This is a genomic window from Hyalangium gracile, from assembly GCF_020103725.1.
GTDB lineage: Bacteria > Myxococcota > Myxococcia > Myxococcales > Myxococcaceae > Hyalangium > Hyalangium gracile.
This window is the reverse complement of sequence record NZ_JAHXBG010000049.1, coordinates 1-21459: the sequence shown is the minus strand read 5'-3', so window position 1 is coordinate 21459 and position 21459 is coordinate 1. Positions and strand designations below refer to the sequence as shown.

Below are 21459 nucleotides of genomic sequence, written 5' to 3'. Positions count from 1 at the left end.
GGGGCAGCGCGTCAGCCCGCGGCCGCGGCGAGGCTCGCGGGCCTGGCCGTCACCTTCTGGAAGGGGAGCAGCTGCCGCTCGAACGTCTTGTGGAATGCGGAGCGCGTGCTCTCGGAGACCAGCGTGTAGATGCCGAAGAAGAGCTCGTAGGCAATCACGTGCTGGAACCCGACCTGGGTCATGAAGGAGTCGTAGTCATGAACCGGGATGAAGGGATTGAAGAAGCACGGCACCTCGATGTTGGGGAGCTGCGTGTAGGCACCGGGCAGGGCGCCGCCGGTCACCGAGAGCAGGACGGCTCCGTCCACCTGATTCGTGAGCTGCTGGGGGACCTGGCCACCGTCCCAGATCGCCGGATAGAGGGTGGGGATCTCCTTGAGCATCTCGACGACCCAGGCATGCGGAACGGCGTCGATGCTGTTCCAGATGTTCTGGTTCCAGGCATAGTAGGTCTCGCTCAGGTTCATGCTGACCGGCGGAAACACGCTCTGGAAGAACTGGGCGAAGCCCGCGTTGCCAGGAGTGGGGCCGGCCACCGGGAGCACGTAGACGTTACCCCAGCTGCCCTTGCTGAGCGGCCCGCCCGACGGATTGAACAGGGCCAGGGCGAGCGTCGGCGCCAGCGCGCCACCCAGGCTGTGGCCGCCGAAGATGAGCGTCTTCTGGCTCGTCCCGCTCAGCGAGCGCAGAAAATCCAGCAGGCTCTTCTGCGTCGTCGGGTCCTTCATTCCCAGCAGGGCGTTGACGCCCAGCGCCGTCCCCGTCGAGATGGCGGGCCAGGGGTTGATGCCCGAGGGCACACCGTAGGGCTTCAGCGACGGGAACGCGTCGATCCAGAGCTTCGTGGTGTTGACGCTGAGGTCCTCTGTCTTGTCATAGTCCGAGGACATGTTGGTCCCCGCGATGGCGACGACGTAGACGGACTTGTCGGGGCTCGCCGCGACGTACATGACGTTGTCCGCGTAGCTCTGGGCGCCGGGTTGATGCTCGAAGACCGCCGGGCCCCAGGCGAGCGACCACTTGCCCTCCATGGCGGCCTGGATCTTCGGCGAGCCCAGAAAGTCCGTGAGGTAGCTGTTCAGGGTACGGGCCAGCGTGGCCTCGTCGCCCTGCGTGGCACGCAGGTTGTTGGACTCGTAGGTGAGGAGAAAGGTCTTCTGACAGAGGTTGAGGGGCGCAGACATGGTGGTCCTTTGCATGGAAGTCGTACCCGCTCAGGGGCACGGTGTGGGTCAGAGGTCTCCCTGGCTCGGCCAGGGCTCCCGCCCGTCCGCAATGCAGGGCAGGTGCCACCACCGTCAGTAGAGGGAGCCGCGCTCCTCCACCCCTGCCACGAAGCAGACTTCACCCGCCCACCGGCGTGTCAGCGCCTCCGATGACGTGTCAGTGCCCCGTTTGACGCGTCATCGTCGTGGACGCGTCCGTTTCGAGACGATCAGGGCCTCTCCGGCCTCGGTGAGAGCGCGCGCGTGGGTCGACCGGTGGAGGAGCCGCACGCCGGCGCCCTCCTCGAGCCGGGTGAGCGCCTTCGACACGCTCGCCGCCGACATCCCGAGCCGGCGCCCACCACGGCGATGAAGCATCGCAACCGAGGAACGGAGGCCTCGAAGGCGATGGCGCTCATGGCGCGCGGTGTACAGCGCCGGGCATCGCAGACGCAGGGTGACGCAGAGGCAGGCCGGTCGCTCCGAGGGGCGCGGCAGAACCGAACTGGTCTACTTGTCATACCAGTTGGGTCCGGATGCGGCCGACGGCGGGGCTGCCACCTCGACCCGCCGACGAAGTCGAGCCATCGCCCCAGGACGGGCATAACATCCCCCGCTGAGGCTCGACACCCCATCGGGATGGATGGATGAAGGTCACCTACCTGGGCACCGCTACGCTTCTCCTCGAGATCGCCGGGACACGCCTGCTCACGGATCCGGCGTTCGATCCGGCCGGGACGACGTATGACTTCGGCCCCTGGTACACGCCGCGCGCCTGGTTCGCGTCGGAGAAGGCGTACCAGTCCCCGGTCGGGAGTGGCGAGCTCGGCGCGCTCGACGCCATCCTCCTGAGCCATGACCATCACGCCGACAACCTGGACATGGAGGGGCGGAAGCTGCTCGCGCAGGGTTCCGTCATGCCTTCCTGCTGGGGCACCTCATGCAGATGGCCAGCGGGCCCCGCCGGGAGAGGTTCCTCGGCCGCGAGCGCATCATGGCGGAGAACGCGCAATGGCTGCTGGAGCAGGAGGGGCCCAGCGCGAAGATGGTGCTGTGGGGACACAATGCCCACGTGAGCCTGGCCAACGCGCTGCCGAACACGCCGCTGGGCCGGCGGCTGCGCGCGGAGCTCGGGGACTCGCTCTACGTCTTCGGCTTTGCCTTCAACCAGGGCTCCTTCCAGGCCATGCACAGCCCCCAGCCCGGGCAGCAGTCCCAGGGGCTGATCGTCCACACCGTGCCGCCGGCGAGACAGGGGACGCTCGACGCGGCGCTCGCTTCGGTGGGGCTGCCCCTCTTCGCGCTCGACCTGCGCGGCGTGTCTCGTGACACTCCCCTGGGAGCGTTCCTCCACGACTGCTCTTCGTGGAGAGCACGACTGCCGCCACGGCGACTCCTACCGGCCGCAGGCGCTAGCTCCGCGCGGCGGCTGTCACCCGTTCCAGGTCGGGCTCTTCGAGCAGGCCGAGGGCCGGGCATGCAGGCGGGCCCTCGGGAGACAGGTTCTCCCGGGGACACTCCCATACTGTTCGTGCCGAGACGAAGGCCTCACCTTTCGCGCATGAAACGTGTGACTCAGCAGGGACCGCGCGTGGTGATCGTGGGGGCGGGCTTCGGTGGGCTGCAGGCGGCGCGCGCCCTGAAGCGTGCCCCCGTCCAGGTGACGGTGGTGGACCGCTACAACCACCACCTCTTCCAACCCCTGCTCTACCAGGTGGCCACCTCCGTGCTGAGCCCCGGAGACATCACCGCTCCCATCCGCAGGGTGTTGCGCAGCCCCAACACCAGCGTGCTCCTCGCGGAGGCGCGCTCCATCGACACCGCGCGCAAGGTGGTCGTCTGCGACGCGGGCGAGCTGCCGTATGACGTGCTGGTGCTCGCTACCGGGGCCACGCACTCCTACTTCGGGCACCCGGAGTGGGAGGCCCACGCCCCCGGCCTGAAGACGATCGACGACGCCCTGGAGATCCGCCGCCGCGTGCTGCTGGCCTTCGAGGCCGCCGAGCGCGAGTCGGACCCGGTGCGCCAGCAGGAGTGGCTCACCTTCGTCATCATCGGCGGCGGCGCCACCGGCGTGGAGCTGGCCGGAGCGCTGGGGGACCTGACCCACATCACGCTGCGCAAGGAGTTCCGCCGCATCGATCCCACCCGCGCCCGCATCCTGCTCCTCGAGGGGCTGCCGCGCGTGCTCACCGCCTACCCGGAGTCACTCTCCGAGCGGGCCCGGCGCGATCTCCAGGAGCGCGGCGTGGAGGTGTGGACGGGCGCCATGGTGACGGGCGTGGATGCCACGGGCGTGCAGGTTGGCGACAAGCGCATCCAGGCGCGCACCGTGCTCTGGGGCGCGGGAGTGGCGGCCTCGCCGCTCATGCGCTCCCTGGGTGTCCCGCTCGACCGGGCGGGCAGGGTGAAGGTGTCGCCGACGCTGACGGTCCCGGGCCACGAGGACATCTTCGTCATCGGCGACGTGGCCTCGCTCCAGCAGGAAGGACGCCCGGTGCCCGGAGTGGCTCCGGCGGCCATGCAGATGGGCGAGCACGTGGCGCGCAACATCCGCCGCAGGTTGAAGGCAGAGTCGCTGCTGCCCTTCCGCTACCGGGATCGCGGCTCCTTCGCCGTCATCGGGCGCGGCGCGGCCGTGGGCGTCACCTTCCACCAGAGGCTCAAGCTGAAAGGGTGGCTGGCCTACCTCGGGTGGGCGGGCATCCACGTCTTCTTCCTCATCGGCTTCCGCAACCGCGTGTCGGTGATGCTCGAGTGGACGTACTACTTCCTCACCCGGCGCCGCGAGGTGCGCCTCATCACCGGCAGCCTGGGGCGCCAGCTGCCTTCGTTCGGGCCCTCGCCCACCGCCGAGCGCCGCCCGCTCGAGAGCGGCGGCCAGGAGGCTCCAGTCCACTGAGGGCCTGCCGGTGCCAGAGGGCGCGCGGGATCAGCTGAAGGTCCCGCGCCGCCTGCTGGAGAAGCACCACGTCTTGCAGAAGCCCAGCTCCTCGATACGCGCCTGGCACTCCTCGATGCGAGCCTGCCGGTCCGCGCGGGTGGGATCGAAGAGGAAGCCGACGACCGTGCCGCTGTGCGCCACCTGGATGCCCAGGGCGTCAACGGCTTCCATGATGGCCAGGAGCCTGTCGAAGTGCGGCTTGGGCAGGTGCCGCTGGCTGATGCGGGCGCTGGTGGTCGCGATCCGCGCCAGCAGCTGGCGGTTGCCCTCGCGCAGGGCCTGCTCGAGCTGTGCTCGCAGCCGGCCGAACTCCTCGATCTCCGCCTCGTCGTAGCGGGCGGGCTCGTGGGCCAGGGTGTCCACGCCCTGGCCGTCGGGCTCGACGTTGAAGCCCACCACCTCGAACTCGGGCACCTCTCCCTCGAAGCGCTGGAGCACCACGCCCTCGCGCTGGGCGAACAGCAGGGCGCTGTCTCCAAAGATGGTGGAGTCCGAGGCCGTCTCGGCTTCCACCGCGAGCCGAGCGACGAGGGCCGGATCCTCGGGGCGCTTGAGCGTGGTGATCACCGCCCGGATGGTGGCCACCACATCGCTCGTGGAGGAGCCGAGCCCCCAGCCCACGGGGATGTTGCTGCGCACCTCCAGCCGGCCGCCCCGCGGCGTCGCGCCCCCCCAGGCCAGCGTCAGCTCCGCGGCCCTGAGGGCCTTGCTCTTCCACGCAGGCTCGACCACCAGCGGCCCCTCGCGGGTGGGGTGGAAGATTGCCTCCGAGTGCAGGCTCGGGCAGGCCAGGGAGAGCAGCCCGCGGTGCAGGCGACCCGACTCGTCCCTGAACACGCCCTGGAGCAGCTCGCCGTGGTGTCCGATGGCTTCTCCCTGCCCGGGCTCGAGGCGAAGCGCCTCCTGGAGCGTCCGGACCACCGGCGTCACGAGCGCCTCCTTGGACTGGCTGCGTCGGCCTGGCGGGTCGATCAGGATTTCCAACGACCTTTCCTCCCCGGGCACTGCCGACAGCCGACGTCCTTCCGGCAGGATATCAATTCGAGCCATGATTCATAGGGGTGCCCTGTGCCCGAGGATGGGTCTCCTCCCACCCTCCGCCGACCTCCGCTCCCGAGTGCATGGACCGCCCGAGCTGGGAAGTGGCCACGCTCACAGCTCGGTGGTGGCGCTCACCGTCACCTGATCCGTCAGGGCGAAGCCGAAGGGAGCGGGCATCAGGTCCGCCGGGCGGCTCTGGCTCGGCGCGCCAGGGGCCTCGTCGAGGCCGAAGCGGGTATCGGAGACGCGCAGCTTCACCGCGGTCCCGGCGGGCAGTCTCAGCTCGAGATCGACTCCCTGCGCGTCCGCGCCCCAGTACTCGATGGTGCCGCCCTTCGGGTTTTCCTTCAGCCGCTGCAGCAGCTTCGCGTCCAGCGTGTTGCCCGCCACGGTCATCCCCTGGAGCGGGAGCGCGGGCGGCAGCAGGATCTGGATCATGGAGGCGGGCCTCCGCGAGGCGACGTTGAGGCTGAGGACGCGAGTGCCCTCCGCCGTGGCATCGCCGCGCACCCGCACCTCGGGCGCCGGAAGCTGCGTCATGGGCGCGGGCGCGGTGTGGACGGCGCGCCAGAAGGTGGGGAAGTACGCATCCAGCTTCCGCTGCTCGGGCGCGTTTCCGAGGAACTGTGAAGTCCAGGGCGTCAGCTCGATGTCGCTGGACGCCCAGAACGCCTCCGCCCGGGTCGCGTCCACCGTGTACGCAAGGCTGCTGGGGCGCGGATGAGCCACGTCGAAGCGCTCGCGCCAGACGCCCACCGTGAGCAGGACGAGCCCCAGGACGAGCGCGGGCAGCGCGGCGGCTCGGACGATGCGGAGCGGGACCGGGAGGAGCTGCGGCAGGAGCAGGCCCAGCCAGAGCGCGACGAGCGCTGTCACCATGCTCGCCTGGGAGAGGGTCAGCGCCTCGTAGAGGCTGGGCACCAGGGGGACCCACAGCAGCAGGGCGGGCACGGTGGTCGCCGCGATCGCCAGGGTTGCTCCGGGAGAGGGGGTCTGCTCCGGCGAGCGGCAGAGGAGCCACAGCCCCAGCGTGGCGAAGAGGAGCGGCCAGGTGAGCAGGTAGCTCACGCCGCTCAGGAGCAGCGAGGAGGCCAGGCTCAGCACCAGCCAGCCGCACAGCGCTCCGGCGATCAGCTCGCCTCGGCGGAGCTTGCGGAGGAACGCGCCCTGGATCCCCGCCACCCCGGCGACCGTCAGCGCGAGGATGCCCGCGATGAAGAGATCGCTCTGGTAGGCGTGCCGCTGCGGCAGCAGCTTCAGCCCGTCATCGACGGTGCTCACGGCCAGCCAGGCCAGGTGAGCGCTGACCGCCGCGCCCACCGTCACCGCCAGGAGCGCGACGAACCCCAGGGCGACCCGGCCCCAGCGCAGGTGTCCTCGCCTCGAGGCGGAGAGCAGGGTGAGCACCAGGGCCACCAGCGCCAGGAGCGCGAGCGGCACCGCCCACGAGGCCGGGTAGCGGACCAGGCTGGAGCCGAGGTTGAAGTAGATGGCGTCCTCGGGGCCGCGAGGCTCGAGCTCGACGCGGCTCAGGTGACGCGTGAGCGCCAGCATGGACTCGCCCTGGTGCTGCAGGCTGTCCAGGTCGAGGTTCGCGAGATCGTCCGAGCGGGTGTGGTACCGCATGTAGCTGTCGATCCACCCGAAGTTGAGCCCGGCCTTTCCCTCCTCGAGGAAGATGGTCAGGTCCGTGTCGTTGGGGAGGTTCCGGTAGATCTCGTAGAAGAGGGAGCTCGCCAGGGACTGGACCCCCGCGCTCGCCACCTGGGAGATGAGCCAGCGGTTGCCCGTGCTGGTCTGGAACATCAGCGAGGGCCCGCTGGCCCCGCGCGCCTCGAAGTTCAGGACGATGGAGACCTTCTTCGCCAGCGGGTGCTTCAGGGCGAAGGCGCGAGCCCCCACCAGCCCGAGCTCCTCGGCATCGGTGAAGACGAAGAGGACGTCGTTGCGGGGCCGGGGCCCCGTCTTCAGGGCGCGCAGCGTCTCCAGCATGGCGGCGACCGAGGCCCCGTCGTCGCTGGCCCCGTGCGAGCCAGGCACCGAGTCATAGTGAGCGACGACGGCGATCGCCTGTCGGGGATCGGCTCCCTCCAGCCGGGCGACGACGTTGTGGACGGTGGCCATGGGGATGGACCGGCCGTCGTCCGGGTAGAGCTCCGGGACGGTCTGGACCTCCGGCGTCACGCCGAGCTCCCGGAGGCTCTGGAGCAGGTACTCGCGGACCTCTCGGTGGGCCTCGGTGCCTGGCGGGTGAGGCCTGGCGGCGATCCGCTCGAGGTGCTGGCGGGCCCGGTGGGCGGAGAACTCCCCGGCCGGAGCCGAGGCCGGACGCGCCCGCGGAGGCACCGTGGAGGAGTGGGCGAAGAGGATCACCCCGGCGGTGAGCGCCAGGGCTCCCAGGGGCGCGAGCCAGCGAGGGGCCATGGGGCTCAGGTTGCCGCGCCCGAGGTGTCCACGTCGAGCTTCACGAGCGAGAGGGCCTGATCGACCTCACTCTGCACGCGCGGCCGCTCCATGCCGCTCGCGATGATGTAGCCCAGCCGGTCGGTGGCGCTCTCGGGCGGACGGACGAGCGTTCCCGGCCCCTTGTCCACGCTGAGCTCGCGCACGGTCTCCAGCTTGCGAGCCTCCTCCACGCCGTGGACCGCGGTGAGCCGGCCCCGCCGGTTGGACGTGAGGAAGCGGATGGAGGCCGTGCCCAGGGACCGGGGGCTCGGATCCACGGGCTTGCCGAGCAGCTGGTCCAGCAGCACCTCCAGGAGGTCGACTCCGGTGGCCAGCCGCACCAGCTCGGGGATCATTCCTCCGGCCAGCCGCGGGTTGATCTCGATGACCACCGGGCCCTGCGGGCACAGGCGGATCTCCGTATGCGCCGGGCCCAGATCGAAGCCCACGGCCTCCAGCGCCGCCAGCGCGGCCTTCTCGAGCGCCTGCCGGTCCGCCGCGGGCATCCCCGCGGGGAAGTCATGCCCCATCTCCACGAAGTGCGGCGGCGGCGAGAGGTACTTCCGCGTGACGCCGATGATGCGCGTGTCGCCCGGGGCCAGGGTGACCGTCTCGACGCTGAACTCGGGGCCCTTGAGCAGGCTCTCCACCAGGACGTGGCCGGGCAGGGGCTGCCCGCGCTCGTTCACCTTCCGGGAGGACAGCGCGCGGTAGTGCTCGAGGAACTCGGCCCGGTCCTTCACCTGCCGGACGCCCGTGCTGCCGCTCTCCGCGGGAGGCTTGATGACGCAGGGGTAGGTGACGCGCTCGCGCACCTCGAGCGCCTCCTCCTCGGAGGTGAGCAGCCAGAACTCCGGCGTCGGCAGCCCCTTCTCGCGCAGCACCTTCCGCGCCTCGTACTTCTCGTGGCAGATGAGCGCCGTGCGCGGGTTGAGGTAGCGCAGGCCCAGCCGGGCCGCCAGCGTCGCCACCAGGGGCACATAGAAGGTGGAGAACGTCAGCAGCGCGTCGATGGGCTCGCGGGCGTGGAGCTCGGTGAGGCTGGCCGTGACGGCCTCCGCCTCGTTGGTCTCCACCTCCACGACACGCAGGGTGGGGGAGGCCGCCTGCCGGGCCAGGAACGGGTACTTGCCGGGCTGCCGGGTGACGAAGGTGACGCGCTGCTGCTGCTCCAGCAGGCGCTCCACGGCGAGCCGGCCGGTGCCGGTGGTGTTGCTCTCGACGAAGACGAAGTGCCGGGCGCTCATCACAGACCGAGCTCCCGGGTGATGTCCGAGCTGAGGGACACGTCGGGGGAGTGATAGGGCACGGAGCCGTCGTGGGGCAGCGGCGCGTAGCTCCAGCGCTCGGCGACGTCCACCCCGTAGCGGATGCGCTGGGGCCCGGCCGCCGCCTCCTGGCCCATCAGGTGGTGCTTCTCCATGTACTCGTCCGAGTAGATCGTCTCTCCGTAGCGGTCGCCCCGGTCCGGCAGCAGGCACACCACGTGCTTGTCCGGCCCGAACTGCTCGGCCACCCACGAGGCCACGACGTAGACGGCGCCCGAGGAGCCGCCCGCGAAGATGCCCTCGCGCCGGGCCAGCTCCCGACAGCCGTTGAAGACCTCTCCGTCCGAGAGCCAGTGCGCCTCGTCGATGATGCGGTAGTCGATGTTGCTGGCGATGATGCTGTTGCCGTGGCCGCTCTGCAGCCGGTTGCTGTTGGGCTGGTTGAACTGCACCGAGCCCACCGCGTCCACGGCGATGGAGCGGATGTGCGGGAAGCGCTTCTTGAGCCCGGTGCTGGTGCCGCACAGCGAGCCGCCGCTGCCCACCGAGGCCACCAGCGCGGCGATGTTCTCGCCTCCCAGCGCCTCGATCAGCTCTCCGGCCATCTGATCGACGTAGGCGCCCGGGTTGCTGGGGCTCTCGTACTGGCGGGGCCAGTAGGCGCCGGGCGTGTTGCGCAGCACCTCTCGCAGCCGCTCCAGGCGGGACTGCTGCCAGCCGCCTGTCGGGTGGTACTTCTCCACCACCAGGATCTCCGCGCCCAGCGCTCGGAGCTTGGCCGCCGTGCTCACGTCGATGCGCGGATCCGTGACGATGATGACGCGGTAGCCCTTGATGCACCCGACGCGCGCGAGCCCCTCGGCCATGGTGCCCGAGGAGCTCTCCACGATGACGCCCCCGGGGCGCAGCACGCCGCTGGCCTCGGCGTCCGTCACCATCTTGAACGCGACGCGGTCCTTCATCTGCCCCGGCATCGCCATCTCCAGCTTGGCCCAGAGCCTGGCCCGGGGCTTGGAGACCGCGCGGCCGCGCAGCGCGACCAGCGGGGTGTTCTTCATCAGTTCCAGGACGTTGGAGACCTTGAGCATGGCAGGGGAGTTCAGCGGCCCGATGGAGCCTGAGGCTCCGGGATGAGCGCGCGCGTCTGTTGGAGGAGGAGCGTCTCGGCGCCGTCGAGCTCCTGGCGCCAGGCCTGGAGCTGGCCCGCCACGCTCTGGGTGGAGAGCGTCTCGAGCTGCGCCAGGACGGCCTCGGGAGCGGGGCCACCGCCGTAGGCCGCGGCGCGCATGCAGGCCTCCGGGTCCAGGGACTGGGCGAGCTCGGCCTCGTCCAGCGGGACTGGCCGGGAGGTGGCCTGGGCCAGCAGCTCTTCCAGGCGCGCCTTCAGCTCGGCGGGGGAGTGCGGCGTCCCCGCCGGCCTCTGGGCGACATAGCGCCCCACCACGTCATGGGCCGTCCGGAAGGCCAGGCCGTGGCGGGAGACCAGGTGGTCCGCCACCGCCGTCATCGTCGTGTCGGCGTCCACGAGGAAGTCGCGCATGCCCTCGGGCCGGGCCTCCACGTGCTGGAGCAGCAGCTCCATCAGGCGCAGCGCCTTGCGCAGGGCCTTGGCCGCGGGCCAGACGTGGGCGGCCGCCTCGCCGCTCACCTCGACGCTGTTGGCATAGGCGGTGTTCTTCATCCCCATCAGGGCGTTCACCAGCGCGCCCGCCGGGTACACCGCCTGGCCCCGGATGTTCTCCAGGACGAAGGCGTTGCGCTTCTGCGGCATGATGGAGCTGGTGCTCACCAGCTCGTCGGGCCAGTCCAGGAAGCCGAAGGCGTTGCTGGCCCAGGACTGGAGATCCGTGGCCAGGCGCGTCAGCGTGCTGCCCAGCATGGCCAGCGCGCTCAGCACCTGGATGACGTAGTCCCGCGAGGCCACCGCGTCGATGGAGTTGGCGATGGGCTCGGAGAAGCCCAGCAGGCGCGCCACCCCGCCGGGATCGATGGGGAACGACGTGCCTCCGCCCGCCGCCGCTCCCATGGGGCAGCGGTTCACCGTGGCGTAGCTGCCGGCGAGCCACTGCATGCCACGCGTGAGCTCCGACAGCACGGCCGTCAGGTAGTGGCCGAGCGTGCCGGGCTGCGCGGGCTGCAGGTGGGTGAAGGCGCTCATCAGCGTGCGCGTGTGCTCCCGCGCCACGGTCCGCAGCCTCGCCGCCAGCGCCTCGCAGTCCCCGAGCAGCTCCAGCAGCTCGCGGCGCAGGCGCATCCTCGTGACGGTGGCGTTGATGTCGTTGCGGCTGCGGGCCACGTGCGCGGCCCCGCCCACCTCTCCGCCGAGCTGGTGGATGTACTCCTGCTCGTACATCAGATAGAGGCCCCGGTGCGTCGGGGGCGGCTCGAACACGGCCTCGCCCGCCTCCACCCGGGTGCGCAGCGAGGCGTTGACGGCGAGCAGCCGCGCGGCCGTCTCGGTGGGGAGGATGCGCTGCCGGGCCAGCATCACCAGGTGCGCCGCGTCGATGCGCAGCAGGTGCGGCAGCACGAGCTGCCGATCGTCCGCGAAGCTCGGCTCATAGAGGAGCTTGAAGAGGACCGGGTGCGGAGGGCGGGAGATGCGGCCGATGCCCTGCGCGCTCAACGCGCACCTGCCTGCGGCGGGGGCTCCGAGTCGTTGGCGACGTCCGCCACCACCGCCCCCGTGAGCCGGACAATCTCCTGGGGCGTGATGCGCAGCATGTGGTGCTCGTCCCCGCCGCCGCCGAAGACGATGTCGTACTGGAGCACGCGCTGATCCACGACGATGGGCACCCGGGTGACGTGCCCCACGGGCGGCACCCCTCCCACCGCGTAGCCGATCACCCTCAGCACCGTCTCCGGCGCGGCCAGCTTGAGCTGGGTGAGCTGCAGCGCGGCGGCCACCTTGGTGATGGCGATCCGGATGTCTCCCGTCGCGATGGCCACGCACACGCGGGAGGGATCCTTCTTCCCCTCGAGCGCGATCGTCTTGACGATCTGCGCGGGTGCCACGCCGAGCGCGGCGGCCGCGAGCGGGACCGTGGGCATCTCGCTCCCCGGCTTGATCAGGCTCGCCTGCACCTGCTGGCCCTCGAGGTAGCGCCGCAGCCGCTCGCTGCCCTCAGCCAGGGCTTCTTCTGAACTCATGACCCACCCAATCTACCGTAGCGCTGATCAGGCTGACCAGTAGTAGCTCCACTTGAGCATCACGGCGTCGATGCCGGGGCCGGAGAGCAGGCTCCTGGGCATCAGCGTGGCGGGTGGGACTTCTCCGTCGGGTGTGGGCAGGCCCTGCTGCGAGCGCGTGTAGACGAGGAACAGGGTGGAGCCCAGGCGGTACTCCCAGCGCAGCACCACGTTGAGGTTGAGCGCCGTCTCGTAGAAGTTCTCCGCCACTCCCTCGGTGCGCGTCAGCCCGGAGAAGCGGATGGGGCTTCGGGCCGCGTCGGAGACGCCCTCGTAGAGCTGGCCGTACACCCCGTACGCGGTGAAGAGCTGGCCATACACCTGGAGGGTGAGGCGGGGGTGGAGCACCCACTGCTGCCGCAGGGTGACGGAGAGGTAGTGGGAGTCCAGGTTCCCCAGCAGGAAGCGGTTGTCGCCCAGGTTCTCCACGAAGCGCGGCGAGTAGCGGGAGGTGTCCTTGCTCACCTCCAGCCGCGTCTCCAGCGAGGGGTGCGGCCGCAGCGAGAGGGCCATGTTGACGGCCCAGATCGCCGTGCTCGAGGCCGGGCCCCGGTCGCGGAAGTCCGCGGCCACCAGGCCACTGAGCACGACGGGGCGGTTCCCGTTGGTCTCCGTATAGAGGAGCACGTAGAGGGTGCGATCGAGCTGGAGCGGGATGCCCGTGCCGTCCAATTCGCGGATGTCGTAGCCGCCCAGGTCCCCTCCGGCCTCCGCGAGGATGTAGTCGAAGCTGGGCAGCAGCGCGCCCACGTTGCCGGCCCAGCGGATGCCGCGGAAGACGCCTCGCCCGTCCGAGGTCCAGCTCGCGGTGCTCGTGATGCCGGCGGAGAAGCTCTTGAACGGGCCCAGGCCGTTGGGGCGCTCGTACTTCAGCGTGGCTCGCGGCGCGCTCTCGTTCTGCGTGCGCTGGAAGCCGGTGGCGTTCAGCTCCAGCGTGGGCGTGGAGAAGTCATAGCCCACGTTCCAGCGCAGGCCCTCGCCGCCGTACTTGCCCGCCCGGATGTAGCCGCCGTAGCCGGTGGCCCAGCGGCGCAGCACCGTGCCGTCCGCCAGCGTGCGCTCGGGAGGCCCGCCCACCACGCGGCTGGCGTCCACCTGGCCCAGCACCCGGTACTCGCTGTTGGCGGTGCTGAGGTCGAAGTCCGCCGCGGCGCCGAGCCCTCCGCGCGCCAGGCACTCCGCGGGCTGGTCATCATCGTCCAGCGCCGCCTCCTCCGGCGTGCACCCGCTCACCAGGGGCGTGGCCGAGGCGATGCCGATGCCCAGGCGCGAGTTCTCTCCCACCGCGCCGCGCGCCACCGCGGCCAGGAAGTTGGTGGGCGGCTGGGGGCTGTCCGGCAGCGAGCTGTTGGGCCCCAGGTGCAGCGGCCGGCTGGGGTACAGGCGCCACTGCCGGTCCGGCTGCTCCTCGTCCTGCTCCTGCCACGGGCCGGTGACGAGCGCGTCCAGCACGCCCACGTTCACGCCCTTGGCCGCCGTGCCCGTCAGCTTCGCCGCCGCGAGGATGGGCGTCGTCAGGCCGATGCGCCGCGAGTAGAAGAGCGACTGCGGCACCGTCCCCAGCTCGCTGCCCACGGACTTGAAGAGCTCCAGGCCCTGCGTGAAGAAGGGCCGCTTCTCCGGGAAGAGGGCCTCGAAGCGGGACAGGTTGAGGATGAGCTGGTCGGCCTCCACCTGTCCGAAGTCCGGGTTGAAGGTGGCGTTGAGCGCCAGGTCGGTGGTGAGCGCCGCCTTCAGGTCCAGCCCCACATCCAGCAGGGGCTCCATCAGCCGGGGCCGGGGCCTGGCCGGATCCGAGAACTGGGGACGGAGGATGCCGCGCGTGGCGATGTACGGCACCAGCTCCACGGCCTGGCGCGGCTCCACCTCGATGCCCGTGAGGTGGCCCAGCCGCGAGATCGTCGCGTTGCTGGTGCGCGGGTTGTTGACGGACTCGAGCTCCTCGTTGAGCCGGGCGATCTTCCGCCGCACGGAGAAGCCCCACGTCTGCACCGGCGCGTCCGGGAAGCGCAGCACGATGAGCGGGATGGCGAACTCGGCCACCCAGCCGTTCTCCACCTTGCCGACGGCGCCGTCCCACACCCCGTCCCAGTCCGCCGTGGAGCTGTTGTCGTCCAGGTAGAGCCCGTCACCCTGGATGCCACCGGCGCTCAGCCAGAAGTAGTAGCCGGTGCGGTGGTCGTGCGTCGGGTCGATGATGAGCTGCACCTGGTCGGTGGTGAGCACGCTGTCGCGGCGGCCCAGGCGCCGGTCGATGAGCGCCGGCTGCGAGTCATGGGCGACGATGCCGAAGTAGACGTAGTTCGAGTCGTAGAGGATGCGCAGCTCGGTGCGCTCGCTGGGGACCGCTCCGGCGGTGGGGAAGCGCTGCACGAAGGCGTCGAACACGGGCGCCGATGCCCAGTCCTCCTCGTCCAGCTGGCCATCCACCTGGATGAGGCCTCGGGCAGCCGCGGTGCGGATGAACTGCTCTCGGCCGGGCCCCTCGACCGCCGCGCTGGCGCTCAGGGCGCACAACAGCAGCGCCAGCGTGAGCACCTGCAGCGGCGTCTGGGATGCGGCCCGCCTCAAATCATTCCTCCTAGGTCGCACACACGTGCATACCGTGGATCCGCGGCTGCACCAAGCCCTCGGGAGGACACCTTGAAGCTCTCGACCCGGGGCCCCAGGCACACGCCCCAGGAGGTCGGTTCCGGGTTGCTCATCTCCCAGGTCGCAAGCGCTGCGCGGCCTGCTTCGGGCTGAGGATCTTGAACGGCAGGCCGTGGCGATCAGCCAGGGAGAGGACTCGCTTGTCCTTGCTCACGAGCCACGCCGCTCCAGCCCTGGCTGCCAGGCGCAGGAACTTCTGATCGTCGCGGTCCCGGCACCGGGGCAGCTCGGGGAGTGGAGCCGCGGACTCCTGGGGTGCCATCCGCACGAGGCTCCGGTAGCGAGCGAGGACCTCGCGTCGTGCCGGCTCCGCCAGCTTGAAGGAGGGCATGGGGAGCACCCACTCCAGCTCCTGGAGCGTCTCCGCGTCGGCCCAGGCCACGAGCTCGCCCGACGTCAGCGCCTGCTCCAGGGGCCGCGTGATGGGGTCCGCGAACACCAGCACGTCCAGGACCACGTTGGTGTCGAGGATCACGGAGAGTGGAAAGGAGAGGGGAGGAGGAGAGGGGCTGGACATGTCCGTTCTCCAGCATGCCGCATCTGCCCCTTCCTGGCTGGCAAGCGGTTAGGGTAGGGGACGCGGTCCCCTCCCCAGGAACTCCATGCGACGACTCTTCATCGCGGTCTTTACCGGCGTGTTGTTCGCCTCCTCCTGCACGCATGACAAGGCAGCCTCCTCGGCGTCCTCCGCCTCGCCCGTTCCCGCCCCCCCGGCCACGCCTCAGGCCACCGGGCGCGGGGGAGCCGCGGCCACGGTGGATGTGAGGGCCACGGCCGCCGCCATCGACGTCCTCAAGGACGGCGGCAACGCTGTCGACGCGGCGGTGGCCGCGGCGGGCGTGCTCGGCGTGACGGACCCGTACTCCTGTGCCATCGGCGGCGGCGGCTTCATGCTCATCTACCTGGCCGACGAGAAGCGCGTCGTCAGCGTGGACCACCGGGAGATGGCGCCTCGTGCCCTGCACCGCGGGCTCTTCTACGAGAACGGCGCTCCCGTCCCCATGCCGGACGTGCTGACCAGTGGCCTGTCCGCGGGCGTGCCCGGCATGGTGCGCGGCTGGGAGGTGGCGCTGGAGCGCTATGGCACGCGCGGGCTGGCCGACCTGCTCCAGCCCGGCATCCGTGTCGCCGAGCAGGGCTTCGAGGTGGACCCGACCTTCTTCGAGCAGACCTCGCGCAACGTCGAGCGCTTCAAGCTCTTCACCAGCACGGCCCGCGTCTTCCTCCCCGCCGAGGGCAGCCCGTCCCCCGTGGGCTCCACCTTCCGCAACCCGGACCTGGCGAAGACGTACCGGCTGGTGGCCGAGGGCGGCAGCCGCGCCTTCTATCGAGGAGAGATCGCTCGCGCCATCGTCGACACGGTGACGAAGCCGCCAGTGGCGCCCGATGCCCCGCGCCAGGTGCGCTCGGGGGTGATGCAGCTCTCGGATCTCGCGGACTACGAGGCGCGCATCCGCGAGCCGGTGCGGTCCACCTATCGCGGCTACACGGTGTACGGCATGGACGCGCCCTCCAGCGGCGGGCTGGCGCTGGGCCTGGCCCTGAACCTCCTGGAGGGCTACGAGCCGAAGGCCACGAGCCGCGCGGACTTCCTCCACCTCTACCTCGAGGCCTCGCGCCTGGCCTTCGCGGACCGGACCGCCTACGTGGCCGACCCCGAGTACACGGACGTGCCCGTGGCCGGGCTGCTCTCCAAGGCCTACGCCACGGAGCGGCGCAAGGCCATTGATCCGGCGAAGGCCGCCCCTCGCGCAGTGCCCGCGGGCAACCCCTTCGCCTTCCAGGAGGACCCGAGCCCTCAGCGGACCGCCGGCACGCCCTCGCCCGGGATGAGCCTGGCGGCGCTGCCCCCCTCTCCGCTGGACACGCTGGACCGGGAGACCACGCACATCACCACCTCGGACAAGGCGGGCAACGTCGTCACCTACACGTGCACCATCGAGTACGAGGGGGGGGGCGGCATCACCGTCCCCGGCTACGGCTTCCTGCTCAACAACGAGATGACGGACTTCGACTTCCCGCCCAGCTCCTCGGCCCCGCACGCCAACACCCCGGAGCCCGGCAAGCGGCCGCGCAGCAGCATGGCGCCGACGCTGGTGTTCAAGGACGGCGCTCCGGTGCTCGCGCTGGGCAGCCCGGGCGGCAGCACCATCATCACCACCGTGCTGCAGACGCTGGTGAACCACCTGGATCTCGGCATGCCGCTGCTGGAGGCGGTGGCGGCGCCGCGCGTCTCCCAGCGCAACGTGCCGGACGGCTCCAGCCAGGCCGAGCCCGAGTTCCTCGCCACACCCGAGGCGGCGGCGCTGAAGGAGAAGGGGCACGTCTTCACCGCCGCGGGGCCCGCCGCGGGGCTCAACGCCATCGGCGCGCTCACCGGCATCCGCTTCAACCCGGACGGCACCGTCACCGCCGTGGCCGAGCCCAGGCGCCGTGGCGGAGGCAGCGCCATGGTCGTCGAGCCCCGGCGGTAGCCCACGGCGCGGGGCTCACCGGGCGCGGCACATCCCGTCCATCAGACGGATCCGCGGCCTCCGCGTGAGGCCGCAGTTGGAGGGGACGTGCGCCTCCTCCAGCCAGGCCCGCTCGGCCTTCTCGAGCTCCGCGAGCTTGTCCCGCAGCGCCTTCACGTCCGTCGTGTGGGGGCAGTACGCGATGAACTCGCGCGGTCCGCCGCAGGCCTTGGCGCCGAACGCGGCCATCTCGCACTCCTCCACCTTCGCGCACCCGCTCGGGTTGGCCAGCGCGCGGGCCTCGGTGGCCAGCCGCTCCGCCTGCTGCTTCAGCGCCTCGGCGCGCTCGGACTTCACGGGCCCCGAGGACAGGGCGAGTGCCGCCGCCCAAGCGCCCAGCTTGCCTGCCAGCACCGTCATGACGTGCCTCCTTGCCCCCTAAAATAAATGCGCCGGCGCGAAAGGTCCGCGCCGGCGCATCCATGTCGACTGCTTGAGTTCCAGGCGAACGGGCGGAGCGTACGGCCCCGCCCGCTCAGCCCCGGGACGCCCGCTTCAGGCGCCCCGGAGCCTCACTCCCTAGGCCGCCTTGCGGCGCCGACCCAGCGCGTAGCGCGCCAGGACGAGCAGGCCCAGGAAGACGCTGGCGTCGGCACCGGACGTCGCGCCGCAGCCGCAGCCACCGGCCTCGGTCGAGACGACGACCGGAGCGGAGGTGACGGAGTTGCCCGCGCTGTCGGTGATGACGGCGGTGATGATGTGCGTGCCGGCCTCGGCGTTGGAGCTGTCCCACGTGCCGGTCACGCTGCCCTCGGAGCCGCTGGCGATCTCGGCGCCATCCACGAAGATGGCGAGCTTGCTCAGCGTCGCGCCGCGGGCAACCGCGCCCTCGGCGGTGATGCTGACAGAGCCCGAGACGACCGTGCCGCCCGCGGGGTTCGTCACGGACGCCGTCGGCTGACCGAAGGCGGTGACGTTGGTGTTCGCCGTGCTCTTCACGCTGGCGTTCGCGGAGTCCTCGAAGGAGACCGACTTCGGGCCGGTGCTCTTGAAGGTCACCTTGAAGTTGCTCAGCACGCCCTCGACGAAGGTGGCCGTGGAGGCGAAGGACGCGGAGGCGTCCGTGCTCGTCACCTTGGCCGGGCCCGCGTAGGAGGCCGCCACGTTGCCGTAGGCGTCCATGGCGGTGGCGGAGATGGAGATCTCCTCACCGGCCGTGACGCTGGGCGGCATCTGCACGGAGAAGCTGGCCGCCGCACCCGGCGTCACGGCGAACGCCGCGCTCGTCGCGGCCGTGAAGCCCGCGGCGCTGGCCGTCAGCGCGTAGCCACCGCCGGCCTTGCGCACGGAGATGCCCGTGAACTTCGCCACGCCGTTGACCGCGGAGACCGTCGTGGTGCCGAGCAGCTGGCCCCCCGCCGGGTTCTCTCCGAAGCTCAGCGTCACGGAGTCGGAGGCGCTCGTGAGCACCTGGCCCTGCGCGTTCTGCAGCTCCACCTCGATGGTCATCGCCTCGCCCGCGCCGACGCGGTCGGACGCCGCCGGCCGGAAGGCCAGCTTGTCCACGTTGCCCTGAGCGTGCGGGGTGATGTCGAAGCCCACGCTGGTGTCAGCGAAGAGCCTCCTGGAGCCGATCACCAGGGTGTAGTTGAGGCCGGCCTTGCTCACCGACAGGTCGCTGAAGGTGGCCACGCCGCTCACCGGGTTGACGTTGGTGGTGCCGCGCAGCTTGGCGCCGTTCGGGTTGTTGCCGAGCGAAGCCGAGACAGGGTCGGTGGCCTGCGTCGCCACGTTGCCGAACCGATCCAGCACGGTGGCCAGGACGGACGGGCTGATGGCGGCGCCGGCCTGGGCATCCGTCGGCTGACGGGTGATGACCACGCGGTGCGGGTCGGCCGGGGTGATGTTGAAGCCCTGGCTGGTGGCGTTGTCGAGCGAGTCCGCCGAGGCCTCCAGCGTGTAGCCCTCGCCCACCTTGTCGAGGTTGAGGGTGCTGAAGGTGGCCAGGCCGTTGACGGCCGTCGCCGTGGTCTCGCCGGACAGGCGCGCCTCGCCCGGGTTGTTGCCCAGGGCGACGCTGACCTCGGTCGCGGCGTCCGTGGCGTTGTCGTACGCGTCCAGGATCATCACCGTCACCGCCGGAGCGATGGCGTCACCCGCCTTCGTGGTGGAAGGCTGGCTCAGGAAGGCCATCTTCGCCGGAGCCGCCGGGGTGATGTTGAACCCGTTGCTGGTGGCGCCGGTGAGGCCGTCGGCGCTGGCCGCCAGCGTGTAGCCCTCGCCCACCTTCTCGATGGACAGCCCGCCGAAGGTGGCCACGCCGTTGACGGCCGCCACCGTGGTGGTGCCGCTCAGCGTGCCGCCGCCCGCGTTGTTCTCCAGGGCGATGCTGATCTCGTTGCTGCCCGTGGAGACCACGTTGCCGAACTGGTCCTTCATGCCCACCTGCACCGACGGCGAGATGGAGGCACCCGCCTGGGTGTTGGAGGGCTGCGTGGTGAAGGTCAGCTGCGTCGGCGCACCCGCGGTGACGCTGGTGCCGCCGCTGCCCTTGACGGCCGCGTTCTCCGAGTCTGCGGCGGTGATCGTCTGCGCGCCCAGCGTCCGGAACGAGACGGGCACGCCGCTCGCCACACCCGAGGTGAACGGAGTGGCCGAGGGCAGGACCGCCTGCGCGTCGGTGCTGGTGAACGTGGCGCTGCCGCTGTAGCCGGTCGCCGTCTGGCCCACCGAGTCCAGCGCGGTGATGTCGAAGGTCACCGAGTCACCGGCGCCCACCGTGGCGGGCAGGTTGGTGATCCGGTACGACACCGCCGGGCCCGGAGGAGGCACGTTGGTGGTGCACGCGGCGAACGAGTCCGCGGTGACGCGCACGTCGTCGATGTAGATGCCCTCGCGGTGGACGATGGTGTCGTTGTAGAACCGGAAGCCGAACCAAGCCTTCTGACCCGCCAGGGCCGTCAGGTTGACGGTCACGGCCTTCAGCGAGCCGTTGGCGCCCTGGTTCGTGTTCGTCCAGATGCGGGTCGTCGAGCTGCTGTTGAGCGTGTTGTCGTAGCCACCCGCCGAGATGTACGGCGCCGTGGCGGACGTCGCGTCGCCCACGTTGGTCCACGGACCGGTCGCGCTCACGGTGCTGTACACCAGCCAGGCACCGTCGTAGCGGTTCTCGAGGTTGTACCAGAGGTTGAACGACATCTGCGCCGCGCGGCTGGACGGGATGTTGAAGCCGTTGATACCCGCCGTGGTGCCGTCACCGCCCAGGGACAGGACGATCTGGTTGCTGGCCGGGTAGGTGCCGCCGCAGTCCGCGTTGGCCGCGCCGAAGCGGTAGGACTTCGTGGCCGACTGGTAGTGGCAGTTGTTCGTGATGTTGACCGTGGCCACGTTGCCCTGGTCCGCCTTCACGATCCAGTAGGCGCTCGCGTTCGCGGGACGGTTGCCGTCCAGGTCGTCGAAGTAGTCGCTCGGAATCACGGCGCCCGTGGGGATGGCGGACTTCTCGACGGTGTTGGTGTCCTCGTTGGAGGCGTTGCTCACCTCGGTGGCGCGGACCACGTAGTAGTACTTGGTGCCGCTGGTCAGGTTCAGGTCATCCGCGAAGCTGGTGCCGCTCAGGTTCGTGGCGATGCGGTTGGCGATCGACGGGGTGAAGCCCGCCGTGGTGCCGCGGTAGACCGAGTAGCTCAGCGTGCCGCCGCAGATCGGGCTGCCCGCCGCCCAGTTGACGGTGGTGCCGCAGGTGGCCGAGCCGCTGTTGGTCACGCCGGTGACGCCCGCGAAGGTGGGCGGCAGGGTGCACAGACCGGTGGCGGTGGCGGACACCTCGTTGGAGTTGGGAGACTCGGCGCAGTCCACGGCGCGCACCACGTAGTAGTAGGTGGTGTTGCCGGACACGCCCACGTCCGAGTACGGCGAGGCCGTCGCGGTGGCCACGCGGGTGTACGGGCCGCCCGCGGTGGTGGAGCGGTAGATGCGGTACTCCTTGGCGCCGTTCTCCGTCCAGCTGATGTCGATGCGGTTGTCGCCGTTCACCGCGGCCGCGGCGCCCTCGGGCGTCGGAGCCGCGTTGTCGCAGCTGTTGTACGCCACCAGGGAGAAGTCCTGGTCCAGCGTGGAGGCATTGCCCGGCAGACCGTCCGAGTTGATGTTGGCCGCCGTCACCGTGATGGAGAAGCTGCCCGAGGTGCCCGCGGGCAGGAACACGCTCTCCACGTTGTTCTGGGTGTCCGCCGTGCCGCCCGTGACCGAGTTGGCGCCGG

General features: G+C 70.7%; 14 protein-coding genes and 1 pseudogene. 3 read left to right on the top strand and 12 right to left on the bottom strand.

What is annotated here, in order from left to right; translation table 11 throughout:
* Window positions 1–11 precede the first annotated feature (11 nt).
* Together KY572_RS46295 and KY572_RS46290 are read right to left on the bottom strand one after the other, a co-directional pair.
* Complete coding sequence (locus tag KY572_RS46295) at window positions 12–1184, bottom strand: lipase family protein (protein ID WP_224250222.1); 1173 nt, start codon at window positions 1182–1184, stop codon at window positions 12–14.
* Window positions 1185–1403: 219 nt separating this feature from the next.
* Entirely contained in the window at window positions 1404–1583 is a 180-nt protein-coding gene (locus KY572_RS46290; RefSeq protein ID WP_224250221.1) for a LysR family transcriptional regulator, read from the bottom strand.
* Between the two features lie 269 nt (window positions 1584–1852).
* On the opposite strand from KY572_RS46290, the pseudogene KY572_RS48315 reads away from it, so the two are divergent.
* Window positions 1853–2017 (top strand): annotated as a pseudogene (locus KY572_RS48315) (hypothetical protein); the annotation flags it as partial.
* Between the two features lie 128 nt (window positions 2018–2145).
* The gene (locus tag KY572_RS48000; protein WP_317987998.1) at window positions 2146–4107 is read left to right on the top strand and encodes an FAD-dependent oxidoreductase; all 1962 of its coding nucleotides are present in this window, start codon (window positions 2146–2148) and stop codon (window positions 4105–4107) included.
* 30 nt (window positions 4108–4137) lie between these two features.
* Here KY572_RS48000 and KY572_RS46270 read toward each other — a convergent pair whose 3' ends face one another.
* The 8 genes from KY572_RS46270 to KY572_RS46235 all read right to left on the bottom strand — a co-directional run bounded on the left by KY572_RS46270 (window position 4138) and on the right by KY572_RS46235 (window position 15261).
* On the bottom strand, window positions 4138–5133 hold the full coding sequence (locus KY572_RS46270; protein ID WP_224250219.1) for a GHMP family kinase ATP-binding protein: 996 nt from the start codon (window positions 5131–5133) through the stop codon (window positions 4138–4140).
* 168 nt (window positions 5134–5301) lie between these two features.
* Window positions 5302–7614: a M20/M25/M40 family metallo-hydrolase gene (locus tag KY572_RS46265; protein ID WP_224250218.1), complete on the bottom strand. Its 2313-nt coding sequence runs from the start codon at window positions 7612–7614 to the stop codon at window positions 5302–5304.
* A gap of 5 nt (window positions 7615–7619) precedes the next feature.
* Window positions 7620–8882, bottom strand: a complete 1263-nt coding sequence (locus tag KY572_RS46260; RefSeq protein WP_224250217.1) for an ATP-grasp domain-containing protein — start codon at window positions 8880–8882, stop codon at window positions 7620–7622.
* The gene (locus KY572_RS46255; protein ID WP_224250216.1) at window positions 8882–9991 is read right to left on the bottom strand and encodes a cysteine synthase family protein; all 1110 of its coding nucleotides are present in this window, start codon (window positions 9989–9991) and stop codon (window positions 8882–8884) included. The genes KY572_RS46260 and KY572_RS46255 overlap by 1 nt, the downstream gene beginning before the upstream one ends.
* A gap of 11 nt (window positions 9992–10002) precedes the next feature.
* Window positions 10003–11529: an argininosuccinate lyase gene (gene argH / locus KY572_RS46250; protein ID WP_224250215.1), complete on the bottom strand. Its 1527-nt coding sequence runs from the start codon at window positions 11527–11529 to the stop codon at window positions 10003–10005.
* Window positions 11526–12053 (bottom strand): YbaK/EbsC family protein, encoded by a 528-nt coding sequence (locus KY572_RS46245; protein ID WP_224250214.1) that lies wholly within the window; start codon window positions 12051–12053, stop codon window positions 11526–11528. Before KY572_RS46245 ends, argH begins: the two co-directional genes overlap by 4 nt.
* 27 nt (window positions 12054–12080) lie before the next feature.
* Complete coding sequence (locus KY572_RS46240; protein WP_224250213.1) at window positions 12081–14663, bottom strand: DUF5916 domain-containing protein; 2583 nt, start codon at window positions 14661–14663, stop codon at window positions 12081–12083.
* Between the two features lie 130 nt (window positions 14664–14793).
* Window positions 14794–15261: a putative toxin-antitoxin system toxin component, PIN family gene (locus tag KY572_RS46235; RefSeq protein WP_224250212.1), complete on the bottom strand. Its 468-nt coding sequence runs from the start codon at window positions 15259–15261 to the stop codon at window positions 14794–14796.
* Window positions 15262–15346: 85 nt separating this feature from the next.
* Between KY572_RS46235 and ggt the strand changes: the two genes are divergently transcribed.
* Window positions 15347–17218, top strand: a complete 1872-nt coding sequence (gene ggt, locus KY572_RS46230; RefSeq protein WP_224250211.1) for a gamma-glutamyltransferase — start codon at window positions 15347–15349, stop codon at window positions 17216–17218.
* A gap of 15 nt (window positions 17219–17233) precedes the next feature.
* On the opposite strand, the gene KY572_RS46225 is transcribed toward ggt, so the two are convergent.
* Window positions 17234–17617, bottom strand: coding sequence for a hypothetical protein (locus KY572_RS46225; RefSeq protein WP_224250210.1), 384 nt, complete (start codon window positions 17615–17617; stop codon window positions 17234–17236).
* A 159-nt stretch (window positions 17618–17776) separates the two neighbouring features.
* On the bottom strand, window positions 17777–21459 hold a 3683-nt coding region (locus tag KY572_RS46220), incomplete at its 5' end, for an Ig-like domain-containing protein (RefSeq protein WP_263452553.1).